This window comes from Geothrix alkalitolerans (assembly GCF_022808885.1).
GTDB classification, from domain to species: domain Bacteria; phylum Acidobacteriota; class Holophagae; order Holophagales; family Holophagaceae; genus Geothrix; species Geothrix alkalitolerans.
This window is the reverse complement of the sequence record NZ_JAKZLE010000005.1, coordinates 154,224-167,811: the sequence shown is the minus strand read 5'-3', so window position 1 is coordinate 167,811 and position 13,588 is coordinate 154,224. Positions and strand designations below refer to the sequence as shown.

Below are 13,588 nucleotides of genomic sequence, written 5' to 3'. Positions count from 1 at the left end.
GTACCTGCCCCACGGGATTTGGGTCTTCCCCCCCAAGGGCCGATACAGCCCCCGGATTCACCTCCATGCCGACCCCCGCCACCCGCTCCCTCCGGTTCCACCTCCTCCTGCTGGTGGCCCTGGCCGTGGGGCCGGCGCTGGTCCTCATCCTGGTCACCGGCCCGGCCCAGCTCACCCTGGGGCAGAGCCTGGCCGTCCTGGCCGTGGCTGCGGGGGCGGCGGTCCTGGTGGGCTGGGGGATGGGCCAGCGCCTCCTCGTGGCTCCGCTCCGGTCCCTGGCCGACCACCTCGACCGGGTGGCGCGCGGGGAGCTCGGTCAGTCCACTGGGCTGGCCCATCCCGACCACGAGATCGGGCGCCTCGCCCAGGCCTTCGAGGCCATGGAGGCCACCCTCCTGGCCCGGGAGCAGGCCCGCCAGGCCGCCGAAGACGCGCTCCGGGCCAGCGAGGAGCACTACCGGATCATCTTCAATGAAGCTCCCATCGGCATCTTCCACTTCGACACCCGCACGGTCCTCCAGGAGTGCAATCAGGCCTTCCTCGATCTCCTCGGGGCCAACCGCAACATGCTTTCCTCCTTCTCCATGGCGGAGCGGATCGTCCATCCGGGCGTGCTCCAGGCCATCCGGGACGCCCTGGAAGGCCGCATCGGCCAGACCGTGGGCGAGTACCTGTCCGTCACGGGGAAGCGGCGGGTCGTGTCCCGTCTGCTCACCTATCCCATCCGGGACGCCTCGGGGCGGGTGGTGGGCGGCATCGGCCTCACCGAGGACATGACCGAGCGCGACCGGGCCGAGGTCGCCCTCCGGGAGAGCGAGCGCCGCCTGGACCTCTTCTTCGCCCGCTCTCGGGACGCCTACTACATCGCGATGCTGGACGAGCCCCTGGCCTGGGAGGAGGGGACAGACCGCGAGGCCGCCGTGGCCGCGTTCCTCGACCGGCAGCGCCTCACCCGCACCAACCCGGCCCTGGCGGAGCAGCTGGGTGTGCCCGAGGGGAACCTGGCGGCCTGGACCTTCCGGGATCTCTACCGGGGCGCTCCCGACCAGGCGGAATCGGACACGTGGGAGCTGCTGGCCCAGGGACACCTGCGCCGGGAGCTCCTGGAGACCCGGCCCGGCGGGGAGTCGCGTTGGATCGAGTGGGACTGCATCTGCTTCTTCGACGCCAGCCATCGAATCCTCGGCCACTTCGGCATCCGGCGGGACGTGACCGACCGGAAGCGGACCGAAGAGGTCCTCCGCCAGGGCGAGCAGACCCTGCGCAACCTGTTCGACGCCGTGAACGACGCCCTCTTCGTCCATGACCTCGAGACCGGGGCCATCCTCGAGGCGAACGCACGCGCCACGGAGATGTACGGCTACACGCCCGAGGAGTTTCGCCAGATTCCGGTGTCCACCTTCAACGAGGACATCCCTCCCTACACCCAGGCCGAGGCGCTGGCCTGGATCCGCCGCGCCGCGTCGGGAACACCCCAGGTCTTCGAGTGGCGCGGGCGCCACCGCTCGGGCCGCTCCTTCTGGGTGGAAGTGAACATGCGCCGGGCGCAGGTGAGCGGCCAGGACCGGCTGCTGGTGGCGGCCCGGGATGTCGAGGCCCGGAAGGCCGCCGAGGCCGCCCTGCGCGATGCGGAGGCCCGCTACCAGGGTCTCTTCGAGAACTCGCCGGACGCCATCTTCTGGATCGGCGTGCCGGAGCAGGGCCCCTTCGTCCTGGAGAGCCTCAACCCAGCCCAGGCCAGGTCCCTGGACCGCTCCGCCGACGAGATCGTCGGGCGCCCCCTTGAAGACTGGCTCCCACGCGCCATCGCCGACGCACTCTGCGCCAACTACCAGCGCTGCCTGGACGCGGGCCGCCCGATCACCTACGAGGAATCCGCCGACCTGGGGCATGGCCTGCGGCACTTCCAGACCCTGCTGGTGCCCATCCGGAATGCCGAAGGGCGGTTCCACCGGATCGTGGGCATCAGCACGGACATCACCGAGCGGCACCAGGCCGAGGCGCAGCACCGCCAGCTGGAGGCCCAGATCCAGCAGGCCCAGAAGCTGGAGAGCCTCGGGGTGCTGGCGGGCGGCATCGCGCACGACTTCAACAACCTGCTCACGGCGATCCTGGGGAACCTCAACATCGCCCAGGCCAACCTGGATCCGGATTCTCCGGCCGTTCCCTTCCTGGGGAGCGCCGAGAAGGCCGTCCTCAAGGCCTCCGACCTCACCAAGCAGATGCTCGCCTACTCGGGCAAGGGACGCTTCGTGGTGTCGCTCCACGACCTGAACCTGGTGGTCTCCGAGATGACCCACCTGCTCCGGGTGTCCATCTCCAAGAAGGCCAACCTGCGGCTCGACCTTCCAGAGGAGCTCCCTCCCCTGGAGGCCGACGGGACCCAGCTCCAGCAGGTGATCATGAACCTGGTGACCAACGCTTCGGACGCCCTGGGGGACGAGGAGGGCACCATCTCCATCCGGACGGGTGCCACCGAGCTCGATGCGGCAGGCATCGCGGCCACCTTCCCCACCCAGTCCCTCTTGCCGGGAACCTTCGTGACGCTGGAAGTGGGCGATACCGGGCAGGGCATGAGCCCCGAGGTGATGGCCCGGATCTTCGACCCGTTCTTCACCACCAAGGCCACCGGCCGGGGTCTGGGCCTCTCCGCCATGCTCGGCATCCTGAAGGGCCACCGCGCGGGCCTGCAGGTCTCCAGCGAGGTGGGACGGGGCTCCACCTTCAAGGCCTACTTCCCCGCCTCGTCCGGCAGCCCGCTGGCCGAGCCGGCCAGGGACGGCCAGGGCGAGGCCCGCCTGGAAGGCACCATCCTGCTGGTCGACGACGAGCCTGCTGTCCTGCAGACCATCGGCGCCGCCTTGGCCTCCATGGGCCTCGACATCGTCACCGCCGAGGATGGACTCGCGGCGGTGGAGCGCCTGGAGGCGGCTCCGGAGGCCATCGACCTGGTGCTCATGGACCTGACCATGCCCCGCATGGACGGGCGCGACGCCTTCGAGGCCATGCGGAGGATCCGGCCGGACCTCCGGGTGATCCTCAGCAGCGGCTATAACGAATCGGAGTCCACCCGGTTGCTGCTGGGGCGGGGGCTGGCCGGCTTCCTGCAGAAGCCCTATACCCTCGACGGACTCAGGCAGGCTCTGCGGAAGGCCCTGGCCTCCTGAACCTCAGTTGGCGGGCTCGCGGCGGTGGTGGATCACCCGCTGGGGGAAGGGGATCTCAATGCCGGATTCGCGGAAGGCCCTGAGGATGCGGCGGCGCAGCTCCCGAGCCACCTCCCACTGCTTGGCCGGGGCGGTCTTGGTGAGGGTCAGCAGGGTCACGGCGCTGTCCCCGAGGTCGTCCACGCCCAGCACCTGGGTGGGCTCAAGCACCCGGTCGGGCCAGTCCTCCGCCAGCTCCTTCCCGATGCGCGTCAGCAGGGCGATGGCCGCATCGATGTCGGTGTCGTAGCCGACGCCGACCATCACCTTGGCCCGGGCGAACTCCTTGGAGAGCACCACCACGCGAACCACGGAGCCGTTGGGGATGAAGTGGGCCTTGCCCTCCGCGTCGCGGATCTGCGTCACCCGCAGGGTCATGCGCTCCACCACCCCGGTATGCTGCTCGTCCACGCTGATGATGTCCCCCACGCCGAACTGGTTCTCCATGAGGAGGAAGAATCCGCTGATGACGTCCTTCACCAGGCTCTGGGCCCCGAAGCCCAGGGCCACGCCCGCGATGCCGGCGCCGGCCACCAGGGGGCCGATGTTGACGCCGAACTCCTGGAGCGACATCAGGAGGAAGAAGACCACCGCCAGCACCCGGGCGGTGTTGTTGAGCACGGAGCCCAGGGTCTCCGCCCGGCGCTCGGCGTCCGAGGTCACCTCCTCGTTCCCGTCGTCCACGGCCCGGCGCACGGCGCGGGACACCAGCTTCACGCTCCACAGGATGGCCAGGCAGGCCGCGCCGACCATGAGCAGGTGCTCCGCGCGCGACCAACCCACCCGGTCCATCCACGCCATGAAATGGTCGAAGCGCCGGACTTCGGTCTTGATCAGGGGCTGAAGGAAGAGAACGATCACCTCACCAGTCTACTTCCTCGCAACCATGTGGGTCGCGGAAGGCGCTCCGGGGGAGCGCCTGGAGCGGGGCCCCACAGGGCGCGAATCACGCTTGTGAGGGAACGCACCCCCCTACTTCCAGGACGCCCAATAGTTGAGATTCTCCACCAGCCCTGCCGCCGGCGTGGCCTTCAGGGGCCGGAAGGTGTCCACCATGACGGCCACCTCGTCCGTGCGCTCCTTGGTGCGGCTGAGGGGGATGGCCTTGGGGTGGGGCCCGTGGTGGATGCCCTGGGGGTGCCAGGTCACCATGCCCGCGCCGATGCCGTCCCTCGAGAAGAAGTGGCCCGCCGAGTAGAACAGCACCTCGTCGTAGTCGATGTTGGAGTGGTAGAAGGGCACGCGCATGGCGCCCTCCTCCTCCTCGAAGGGCCGGGGCAGGAAGGAGCAGATGACGAAGTTGTTCGCGATGAAAGTGGAGTGCGCGCTGGGCGGCAGGTGGTAGCGGGCGCTCAGCACGGGCCGGATGTCCTTCACATTGATGCGCCAGACCGTGAGGTCGCCCTTCCAGCCCACCACATCCAGCGGGTTGAACGGGTAGAAGACCTTCGTGATCTGGTTCTCGCGCTTGATGTGGACGGCCCACTCGCGGGCAGTAGCGTCGTAGGGCTCCAGCTCCGGGGTGTCCACCATGGCGGGATCGAAGATGGCATTGGGCCCCAGCTGGTTGCGGTCGGGGATGGTGACCTCGCTCGCGCTCTCGATGAGCAGGTAGCGCTGGTCGCCTTCTGAAGGCAGGAAGCGGTAGGTGGTGCCGCGCGGGATCACCAGGTAGTCGCCGGTGGCGTAGTGGATGGCGCCGAAGGTGGTCTCCAGCTTCCCGGCGCCGCCGTGGATGTAGTAGACATCGTCGCCGTCGGCGTTGCGGTAGAAGAAGTCCATGCTGGAGGGCGCCACCCAGTGCAGGGCCACATCCGCGTTGTGAAGGATGCAGATGGGGGCAAACGCTGGCTCCGTGGAGCCGAACATGGAGGCGCGCACGGCCTCATCGGCAGAGGGCTTCAGCCCGTTCAGGTCGTAGCTGTGGGGCCGCAGGGGACCTTCGATGCGCGTCCAGTCCGTCACCGGATGCAAGCGGTAGAGGTGGGTGGTACGCCCGAAGAACCCGTTGCGCGCATGCTCCTCCTCGAAGGTGCCCGCGGGCAGGTCCACGTGCGCCTGGCGTGTGTGGAGCCCCTTGCGCAGGGGGAAGAGCGGCGTTTCCTTCTTGGACATGGGGACCTCGGGAGGGGATCCATTATCTCTCAAAAAGAATTCAATAAGCAGAGGAGAGCAGTGGGGCGGAGGAAAGCGGAGGAAGACTCGCTGGTCTTTTCTCCGCTTTCCTCTGCTCCTCCGTGTCCCTCCGCTTATTTCAGTTCTTGGCTCCTTCAGCCCTGTTTCTGCAACCAGCGGTTGTAGATCCACAGGCTGAGCGCGCTGCCCAGGCCGAAGAGGGTGAGGATGATCCAGCCGGTGGCGGCGGCCTTGGGGTCGAGCTTCAGGAGGCCGTCGGCCTGCTTCACGGCGCCGGCGCACATGACCTGGTTGAAGAGCCAGGCGCCGGCGGGGCCGCCCACGAGGCTGCCGATGGCCATGGGCAGGTTGGCGTAGCCCAGGAAGAGGCCCTCCTGCCCCTTGGGCGCCAGGGAGCCGATGTACTCGTAGAGGCGGCTGGAGGCGAACAGCTCGCCGAAGGCGATGAGGGCCACGGTCATCACGATGAAGAGGCTGCCCACGGGCAGAAGCACCTTCGCGGTGACGCCCCCGGCCATGAAGAGGGGCGCCACGTTGATGAGCATGGAGAGGCCGATGATCACCGTGCCCACGATGATGGACTTGATGGGCGGCAGCTTGCCGAAGAGCTTGGTGATGAGCAGCTGGAACAGCACGATGGTGATGGGGTTCGCCATGGTGTAGAGGTCCATGGCCGGGCTCAGCTCCACGGTCTTCTTCACGTAGAGGGGCAGCACGTTGTAGACCTGGTTGTAGATGAAGTAGAAGCCGCTGCTCACCAGCAGGAACAGGGCAAAGCGGCCGCTGCCCAGCACCTTGAACATGCCCAGGAAGATCTCGGGGATGCTGCGCTTGGGCTTGGCCGGATCCACGGCGGATTCGGGGTCCCGGTAGAGCAGCGCCACCACGAGGAAGGCCAGCACCGAGGCCGCCATGGACACCAGGAAGATGGTGTCGAGCTTGCCGAGCTTGGTGCGCACGAAGAAGGCCGTGAGTCGGCCGAAGACGCTGCCGATGTTGATGACCATGTAGAAGATGGCGAAGGCCAGCGTGGCCTTGCCCAGGTGCGTGCGCTGCACGGTGCCCGCGATGCAGGGCTTCACGAAGGAGCCGCCGATGCCCACGAGGAGGATGGCCAGGGAGACCGGAACCACCACGCCTGCCCCCGCCGTGACTTCCCGCCCGGCCTGGAGGGCCAGCACATGCCCCCCGAACCACACGGGGTAGCCCATGAGGAAGTAGCCGGCCACCAGCAACACGCAGGCCAGGAGCAGGCTGCGCCGGAAGCCGATCTGGTCCGCGATGGTACCGCTGAGGATGGGCAGGAAGTAGACCAGGAACCACAGCACCCCGTTCAGCGTGCTCGGCCAGTAGTCGCCAAGCCCCAGCCGCCCCAGGTAGATGACGATGAAGCTGGCCATCGAGTAGTAGGCCGCCCGCTCGAAGAGCTCGGTGAGGTTGGCGTTCCAGTAGCTGGCAGGGAAGGCGTACTTCTCGCGGAAGGAGGGCTCGGCGGTCATGGATACCTCGGGGTCGGGCTCGGAGTCGGGATAGTCTCGCATGGCGAGGTGTCATCGATCCCCGGATTCTGGTATCTCTGGCGGATGTCCCCCCGCCCCTCCCGCTGGCTCCGATCCTGCCTCACTCTGGCCCTGGGCCTGGCCTCGCTGTCCGCCGCGCCGCCCCTGTCACCGGCCGCCCAGGCCCTCGTGGACCGCGCCTTCGCGGACCTGGATCCCGCCCATCCCGTGGTGGATGTCCACGTCCACGCCATCGGCCTTGGGCAGGACGGCGATGGCACCTTCGTGAACCCCGAGAAGCTGAGCCCCCGGCACCCGGTCAAGCGCCTGGAGACGAACCTCTACCTGAAGGCCACCGGCGTGAAAGGCCTCGCCCACTTCGACCGCGACTACCTGGACATCCTCGTCGCCCGGGCGCGGGCTTTCCCCCATCCCGTGAAAATCCACCTCCTGGCCATGGACGGGGCCTACCACGCCGATGGCACGCCCGATCCCACACGCACGGAGTTCCACGTGCCCAACGCCTATGTGCTGGAGGCTGCCGCGAAGCACCCGGACCTCTTCGTCCCCGTGGCCTCCATCCACCCGGCGAGGAAGGACGCCATTCAGGAGCTGGAGGCCTGCGCGGCCAAGGGTGTCCGCCTGCTCAAGTGGCTGCCCAACGCCCAGGCCATCGATCCCGCCGATCCCCGCTACGACGCCTTCTACCGCCGCATGAAGGAGCTGGGCGTGATCCTGCTCACCCACGCAGGGGAAGAGAAGGCCGTGGCCGTGAAAGGCGCCCAGGCCCTCGGCAACCCGCTGCGCCTGCGCCGCCCCCTGGACCTGGGCGTCACCGTGATCGTGGCCCACTGCGCCAGCCTGGGCCGCAACGAGGACCTGGACCATCCCGGGAAGACGGCCTCGAACTTCGACCTGTTCCTGCGGCTGATGGACGATCCCAAGTACCGCGGCCGCCTCTACGGCGACCTCTCGGCCATCACCCAGGTCAACCGCCTGCCGCGGCCTCTCCGCACCCTGCTGGCCCGCGACCTGGATGACCGCCTGCTCAACGGGAGCGACTATCCCCTGCCGGGTGTGGATCTGGTCATCTGGACCCGCCGCCTCGTGGAGCTGAAGCTCATCACGCGCGCCGAGCGGAGGGCTCTCAACGAGATCTGGAGGGCCAACCCGCTCCTCTTCGACTTCGTGCTCAAGCGCACCCTGCGGGATCCCCGCACGGGTCGGCGCTTGGCCCCCAGCGTGTTCCAGCGCGATCCCGCCGCCCTCAGCGGATGAGGGCGCCCCGCTCCGCCAGGAGTTCCCGCAGCACGGACCGGTGGCAGCGCGCTTCGTCCTCGCAGTAACAGCCCACGGCCAGGTCCGTCCGGTGCGACAGGGCTGCCAGTAGGTCCAGGAGCCGGGCCTTCTCGGGGTGGCCCATCTCCGCCCGGTACTTCTTCTTGAAGGCGGCCCAGTCCTTCTCGCTCTCGGCCGCCTGGGCCTGCTTCACCAGCTCCTCGCTGGGCGCCGCCTCGGGCATCCACACGTCGTAGAAGTCCCGGGATGCGAACTCCACCTTGGGCACGCCCCGGGGCGGCCGGCGCACCGTGCCGATCCGCAGGCCCTCGCCCGGCGCCCTTGGCGCTCCCAGTCGCACCACGCGGATGGCCATGGCTGCCTCCCCGCGCAGTTGTAGCACCAACTTAGCCCTCCGGCCTCACCTTCAAAAGACAAGGATCACCACCAAGACACCAAGGCACCAAGAAAAGCCATGGCCTGTGCTTTTGCCGTTCTTGGTGGTCTTGGTGCCTTGGTGGTGAAAAGTCCTTCCCCTCTTCAAGCGCTCATCGAGATTCAGTGGTCTTCCGCCAGCTCGGTGAGGTGCAGCGTCACGGTACCACCCGGTTCCACGCGGTCCACGCCGGGCGGGATGACGGCCAGGGCGTTGGCCTCGAGCATGGACGAGAGGATGGCCGAGCCCTGGGGGCCCGTGAGCCGCGCCCGGAGCTGGCCGCCATCGTGGCGGGCCACCACGCGCAGGAAGGTGGTGCGGCGATCGCCGGCCTTGCCGTGCCAGCCGTCCTCCAGCACCGCCTCCGCCACGGGGCGGTGCAACGCGGAGAAGCCCATGAGCCGCCGCAGGGCGGGTCGCACGTACTCCTCCATCATGAGCATGGCGGCCACGGGATTGCCCGGGAGCCCGAAGATGGGCTTCCCGCCCAGCATCCAGAACCCCAGCGGACCGCCGGGCTTCTGGGCCACCTTCCAGAAGACGCGGCGCGCGCCCAGCTCCTCCAGGATGGGCTTCACGAAGTCGTAGTCGCCCACGGAGATGCCGCCGGTGGTGAGGACGGCATCGGCCGTCAGCGCCTCGCGCAGGGCGGCGGTGAGCGTGGCGCGGTCGTCCCGAACCCGGGGGAAGGGCGCGGGAATCGCCCCGCAGGCCGCCACCTGGGCGCGGATCGAGTGGATGTTCGCGTCACGGATCTGCCCAGGGCCGGGCCGCTCCGAGGCGTCCACCAGCTCGTCACCCGTGGTGAGCACCGCCACCCGCGCCCGTGGATGCGCGGGCACGGCGGGCATCCCCACGGCCGCCAGCACGCCCAGGTCGCCGGGGCGCAGGGCGCGGCCGGGCACCAGCAGGGACCGCCCCGCCTGGATGTCCTCGCCGGCGTGGCGCACGTGGACGCCCCGTCGGAGGGGGGCGCGGACCTCCACCCAGTCCTGGCCGCGGGTCGTGTCCTCCACGGGGACCACCGTGTCGGCCCCCTCAGGCAGGGGCGCGCCAGTCATGATGCGCCAGGCCGTGCCAGGTACCACAGCCTGGTCCGGTGTGGCTCCGGCGGCCAGGTCTCCCAGCACGCGGAGGCGGATGGGTTGCGCCGTCGAGGCGGCAGCCAGATCCTCGGCCCGCACGGCGTAGCCGTCCATGGCGGAGTTGGTGAAGGGAGGCACCTGTTCCTCGGAGGCGAGGGCCTCGGCGGCGGCCAGGCCCAGGGCCTCGGGGAGCGGCACCTGCCGCGGCGGCAGAGGCGCCACGCGCTCGAGGATCAGGGCGAGAGCTTCAGCGGGGGACGGCATCAGTCGGGGTACCTCAGGACTTTCCACTGGACGAAGGAGAAGTGGCGCCAGCTCCCGGTCATGTGGGATCCCACCGAGGCCACCAGGGTGGCGGCCAGGTACCAGGGCAGGCGGTGGGCCGGCTGCAGGAGGCCCGCGCCCAGCAGGGCCAGCTTCACCAGCACGGCCACGCCGCTGCCCTGGACGAGAATGCCCATGTCCCGGGCGAGGTCGATGGCGAAGAGGAGGGCGCCGCTGGCCACCGTGAGGGAGATGGGCGTCCGCAGGGCCTCGTGGCTGGCACCGAAGGGGAGCGCCCCCACCACCAGGGCCATGGCTGCGATGTGGACGCTCCGCAGGACCAGCTGGACCGGCCGCGCCCAGGGGAAGAACCGGGGGCGCTCCGGGAAGAGCCGCGCCCGGAGGGTGGGAGGGGCCGGCTTGTCTGCGCGCCTGTCATCCATCCCTCCCTTCTAGCAGATTCCCTTCCCGCCCGTGCTGAAATGGGGGCGCCCCGAGGTACCCATGGCCAAGCCCACCTCCCCAGCTGCCTCCATCCGCATCCGCATCGCCTACGGCACCGACATCGCCATCGGCCAGGGCAAGGCGGACCTGCTGGAGGCCATCGGACAGACGGGGTCCATCTCCGCGGCGGCCCGCCACCTGGAGATGAGCTACCGCAAGGCCTGGCTGCTGGTGGACGAGATGAACCAGTGCTTCCACGCGCCCGTGGTGGCCGCGGCCAAGGGGGGCCACCGGGGTGGCGGGGCGGTCCTCACCCCCACCGGCCGGGAGGCCCTGACCCGCTTCCGGGAGATCCAGGCCAAGGCCGCCGAGGCCATCGCCGCCGACGTGCGGGCCTTCCGGAAGCGGCTGCTGGACTGAGCCTTCCGCCCAAGGGTCACAGAGGAAAAGAAGAACGCGAAGACCGCGAAATCGAACACTGGCGTTTCGGTGCAGGACATCCGGGCCTTCGGCCCCAGGTCGCGCATCGCGCGGCCTGCTTCACGGGTGGCGGCTCTGGGCGGTTTTCATGGGCCGCCATGGCCGCCGCCCGTGAAGGGATGTCCGCGGTGGGTCGAGTTCCATTCGCGCCCTTCGCGCGCCCGAAGGGCGTTTTCGCGCCATTCGCGTTCTTCTTTTCTGGCGGGAAATCCACTGGAGTCGGGCGTTTCGTTGTATCCTTTCGAACACATTGGACGGAGGCCCCCATGCGGATCCCGCGATTCCCCGGCTGGACCTGGCTGCTCGCGGTGTCCCTCGCCTGCGCGGGCCTGCACGCGGGGCAGCCCGCCACGAAGGCGGTCATCCTCGCCACGACCACCAGCACCCAGGATTCGGGCCTGCTGGATGAGCTGATCCCCCGCTTCGAGAAACAGACCGGCTACCTGGTGAAGACCATCGCCGTGGGCTCGGGCCAGGCCATCGCCATGGGCAGGAAGGGCGAGGCGGACGTGCTGCTGGTGCACTCGCCCGACGCGGAGAAGGCCCTCATGGCCGAAGGCTCCGGCGTGAACCGCCGCATCGTCATGCACAACGACTTCATCCTCCTGGGCCCGGCCACCGATCCCGCCCACCTGCGCGGGAAGGGCGCCGCGGCGGCCTTCCAGGCCATTGCAGCGGGCCACGCCTTGTTCATCTCCCGGGGCGACAACTCCGGTACCCACGCCCAGGAGAAGAAGCTCTGGGCTGCGGCGGGTCTCAAGCCCGAGGGTGCCTGGTACCAGCAGACCGGCCTCGGCATGGGCCAGACCCTGGCCGTGGCCTCCGAAAAGCGGGCTTACACTTTGTCAGACCGCGGCACCTACCTGGCCCTGCGCAAAAAGCTGGGGCTGGAGATCCTCAGCGAAGGCGATGCCGCCCTCCTGAATGTCTACCATGTCATCGAGGTCAATCCGGCGCGGCATCCCAAGGTGAATACCCCCGGAGCCCGCGCCTTTGCTGACTTCCTGGTGTCGAAAGATGTGCAGACTCTGATCAAAGAATTCGGAATCGGCACCTTTGGATCACCGCTATTCTTCCCTGATGCCGGCAAGCCGGAATAGGCGCGCCGGACGGAGGAAACCCCATGTCGAACGCCATCTTCAGCCTGCCTGACTCCCACAATGAGCCCATCCTCCCCTACGCGCCCGGCTCGAAGGAGCGCGCCCTCCTGAAGGCCGAACTGGAGCGCCAGTACGCCCAGGTGCTGGACATCCCGCTCATCATCGGCGGGAAGGAAGTGCGCACCGGGAAGACGCAGGAGGCCGTCTGCCCCCACGACCACCAGCACGTGCTGGCCACCTACCACGAGGCGGGGGAAGCCGAGGTCCGCATGGCCATCGACGCCGCCTTGGCAGCCAAGAAGGACTGGGAAGCCACGCCCTGGGAGGACCGCGCCGCCATCTTCCACAAGGTGGCCAGCCTCATCTCGTCGAAGTACCGCTACATCCTTAACGCCGCCACCATGCTGGGCCAGTCCAAGAGCGCCTACCAGGCGGAGATCGACAGCACCTGCGAGACCGCAGACTTCTTCCGCTACAACGCGAAGTTCATGGAGGAGATCTACAAGCAGCAGCCGATCTCCGACCCTCACGTGTGGAACCGCGTCCACTACCGCGCCCTGGAGGGCTTCGTCTTCGCCGTGACGCCCTTCAACTTCACGGCCATCGCCGCCAACCTGCCCACGGCCCCCGCCATCATGGGCAACACCGTGGTCTGGAAGCCCGCCTCCACCTCCGTGGTGTCGAACTACTACCTCATGCAGCTCTACAAGGAGGCCGGCCTGCCGGATGGTGTCATCAACTTCATCCCCGGCCGCGGCTCCATGATCGGCAAGATCGCCCTGGAGGACCCCAACTTCGCGGGCCTGCACTTCACGGGCTCCACGGGGGTCTTCAACGGCATGTGGAAGACCATCAGCGACAACCTCGGCCGCTACCGCATCTACCCCCGCCTGGTGGGCGAGACCGGCGGCAAGGACTACGTCTTCATGCACGCCTCTGCCGACGTGGACGAGACCGCCGCCGCCATCGTGCGCGCGGGCTTCGAGTACCAGGGCCAGAAGTGCTCGGCCTGCTCCCGCGTCTACGCGCCGGCCTCGCGCTGGGCCGAGCTGAAGGCGCGACTGGTGGAGCTGATGGGCGAGATCCGCATGGGCGACGTGCGCGACTTCCGCAACTTCTTCAACGCCGTCATCGACGAGGCCTCCTTCGACAACGCCATGAAGTACATCGAGCTGGCGAAGGCCTCCAAGGATGCTCAGATCCTCGTGGGCGGCAAGGGCGACAAGTCCAAGGGCTGGTTCGTGGAGCCCACCATCATCGTCACCACGGACCCCAAGTTCGTGACCATGCAGGAGGAGATCTTCGCGCCGGTGGTCACCCTCTACGTCTACGACGACGCGAAGCTGGACGAGACCCTGAAGGTGCTGGACGAGACCTCGCCCTACGCGCTGACCGGCGCCATCTTCGCCCGCGACCGCTACGTGATCAACCACCTCACCGAGGTGCTGGCCAACACCGCCGGCAACTTCTACATCAACGACAAGCCCACCGGCGCCGTGGTGGGCCACCAGCCCTTCGGCGGCGCCCGGGCCTCGGGCACCAACGACAAGGCCGGCAGCTTCCTCAACCTGATCCGCTGGACCTCTCCGCGCACCATCAAGGAGAGCTTCACGCCGCCCCGGGACATCAAGTTCCCCTTCCTCGAAGCCGAATAAAGGAG

General features: G+C 68.5%; 11 protein-coding genes. 5 read left to right on the top strand and 6 right to left on the bottom strand.

Annotation, left to right across the window (positions count from 1 at the left end):
* Nucleotides 1-65: 65 nt before the first annotated feature.
* A complete protein-coding gene (locus MLJ35_RS11345) occupies nucleotides 66-3,167 on the top strand; it encodes a hybrid sensor histidine kinase/response regulator (RefSeq protein WP_243384436.1) in 3,102 nt (1,033 codons plus the stop codon).
* Nucleotides 3,168-3,170: 3 nt separating this feature from the next.
* Here the strand turns inward: MLJ35_RS11345 and MLJ35_RS11340 are convergent, their stop codons facing one another.
* The 3 genes from MLJ35_RS11340 to MLJ35_RS11330 all read right to left on the bottom strand — a co-directional run bounded on the left by MLJ35_RS11340 (nucleotide 3,171) and on the right by MLJ35_RS11330 (nucleotide 6,883).
* Complete coding sequence (locus MLJ35_RS11340; RefSeq protein ID WP_243384435.1) at nucleotides 3,171-4,067, bottom strand: mechanosensitive ion channel family protein; 897 nt, start codon at nucleotides 4,065-4,067, stop codon at nucleotides 3,171-3,173.
* A gap of 111 nt (nucleotides 4,068-4,178) precedes the next feature.
* Nucleotides 4,179-5,321, bottom strand: coding sequence for a homogentisate 1,2-dioxygenase (locus MLJ35_RS11335; RefSeq protein ID WP_243384434.1), 1,143 nt, complete (start codon nucleotides 5,319-5,321; stop codon nucleotides 4,179-4,181).
* A 155-nt stretch (nucleotides 5,322-5,476) separates the two neighbouring features.
* The gene (locus tag MLJ35_RS11330; protein ID WP_243384433.1) at nucleotides 5,477-6,883 is read right to left on the bottom strand and encodes an MFS transporter; all 1,407 of its coding nucleotides are present in this window, start codon (nucleotides 6,881-6,883) and stop codon (nucleotides 5,477-5,479) included.
* A 42-nt stretch (nucleotides 6,884-6,925) separates the two neighbouring features.
* On the opposite strand from MLJ35_RS11330, the gene MLJ35_RS11325 reads away from it, so the two are divergent.
* The gene (locus MLJ35_RS11325) at nucleotides 6,926-8,119 is read left to right on the top strand and encodes an amidohydrolase family protein (RefSeq protein WP_243384432.1); all 1,194 of its coding nucleotides are present in this window, start codon (nucleotides 6,926-6,928) and stop codon (nucleotides 8,117-8,119) included.
* Here the strand turns inward: MLJ35_RS11325 and MLJ35_RS11320 are convergent.
* From MLJ35_RS11320 to MLJ35_RS11310, 3 genes are all read right to left on the bottom strand, one after another.
* Nucleotides 8,109-8,495, bottom strand: coding sequence for a DUF488 domain-containing protein (locus tag MLJ35_RS11320; protein ID WP_243384431.1), 387 nt, complete (start codon nucleotides 8,493-8,495; stop codon nucleotides 8,109-8,111). The genes MLJ35_RS11325 and MLJ35_RS11320 overlap by 11 nt on opposite strands.
* A gap of 182 nt (nucleotides 8,496-8,677) precedes the next feature.
* Nucleotides 8,678-9,904 (bottom strand): molybdopterin molybdotransferase MoeA, encoded by a 1,227-nt coding sequence (locus tag MLJ35_RS11315; RefSeq protein WP_243384430.1) that lies wholly within the window; start codon nucleotides 9,902-9,904, stop codon nucleotides 8,678-8,680.
* Complete coding sequence (locus tag MLJ35_RS11310; protein WP_243384429.1) at nucleotides 9,904-10,347, bottom strand: hypothetical protein; 444 nt, start codon at nucleotides 10,345-10,347, stop codon at nucleotides 9,904-9,906. Before MLJ35_RS11310 ends, MLJ35_RS11315 begins: the two co-directional genes overlap by 1 nt.
* Nucleotides 10,348-10,408: 61 nt before the next feature.
* Here MLJ35_RS11310 and MLJ35_RS11305 point away from each other — a divergent pair, with 61 nt between their 5' ends.
* The 3 genes from MLJ35_RS11305 to pruA all read left to right on the top strand — a co-directional run bounded on the left by MLJ35_RS11305 (nucleotide 10,409) and on the right by pruA (nucleotide 13,583).
* Nucleotides 10,409-10,768, top strand: a complete 360-nt coding sequence (locus MLJ35_RS11305) for a winged helix-turn-helix domain-containing protein (RefSeq protein WP_243384428.1) — start codon at nucleotides 10,409-10,411, stop codon at nucleotides 10,766-10,768.
* Between the two features lie 326 nt (nucleotides 10,769-11,094).
* A complete protein-coding gene (locus MLJ35_RS11300) occupies nucleotides 11,095-11,928 on the top strand; it encodes an ABC transporter substrate-binding protein (protein WP_243384427.1) in 834 nt (277 codons plus the stop codon).
* 23 nt (nucleotides 11,929-11,951) lie between these two features.
* Nucleotides 11,952-13,583 carry an L-glutamate gamma-semialdehyde dehydrogenase gene (gene pruA, locus MLJ35_RS11295; protein ID WP_243384426.1) on the top strand — a complete coding sequence of 544 codons (1,632 nt, stop codon included), beginning with the start codon at nucleotides 11,952-11,954 and terminating at the stop codon, nucleotides 13,581-13,583.
* The last annotated feature ends 5 nt before the right edge of the window (nucleotides 13,584-13,588 follow it).

Coding starts and splice junctions, on each gene's coding strand:
- MLJ35_RS11310 (WP_243384429.1), bottom strand. CDS start 10,347: ATGGATGACAGGCGCGCAGACAAGCCGGCCCCTCCCACCCTCCGGGCG.
- MLJ35_RS11330 (WP_243384433.1), bottom strand. CDS start 6,883: ATGCGAGACTATCCCGACTCCGAGCCCGACCCCGAGGTATCCATGACC.
- pruA (WP_243384426.1), top strand. CDS start 11,952: ATGTCGAACGCCATCTTCAGCCTGCCTGACTCCCACAATGAGCCCATC.
- MLJ35_RS11320 (WP_243384431.1), bottom strand. CDS start 8,495: ATGGCCATCCGCGTGGTGCGACTGGGAGCGCCAAGGGCGCCGGGCGAG.
- MLJ35_RS11335 (WP_243384434.1), bottom strand. CDS start 5,321: ATGTCCAAGAAGGAAACGCCGCTCTTCCCCCTGCGCAAGGGGCTCCAC.
- MLJ35_RS11345 (WP_243384436.1), top strand. CDS start 66: ATGCCGACCCCCGCCACCCGCTCCCTCCGGTTCCACCTCCTCCTGCTG.
- MLJ35_RS11315 (WP_243384430.1), bottom strand. CDS start 9,904: ATGCCGTCCCCCGCTGAAGCTCTCGCCCTGATCCTCGAGCGCGTGGCG.
- MLJ35_RS11325 (WP_243384432.1), top strand. CDS start 6,926: ATGTCCCCCCGCCCCTCCCGCTGGCTCCGATCCTGCCTCACTCTGGCC.
- MLJ35_RS11305 (WP_243384428.1), top strand. CDS start 10,409: ATGGCCAAGCCCACCTCCCCAGCTGCCTCCATCCGCATCCGCATCGCC.
- MLJ35_RS11300 (WP_243384427.1), top strand. CDS start 11,095: ATGCGGATCCCGCGATTCCCCGGCTGGACCTGGCTGCTCGCGGTGTCC.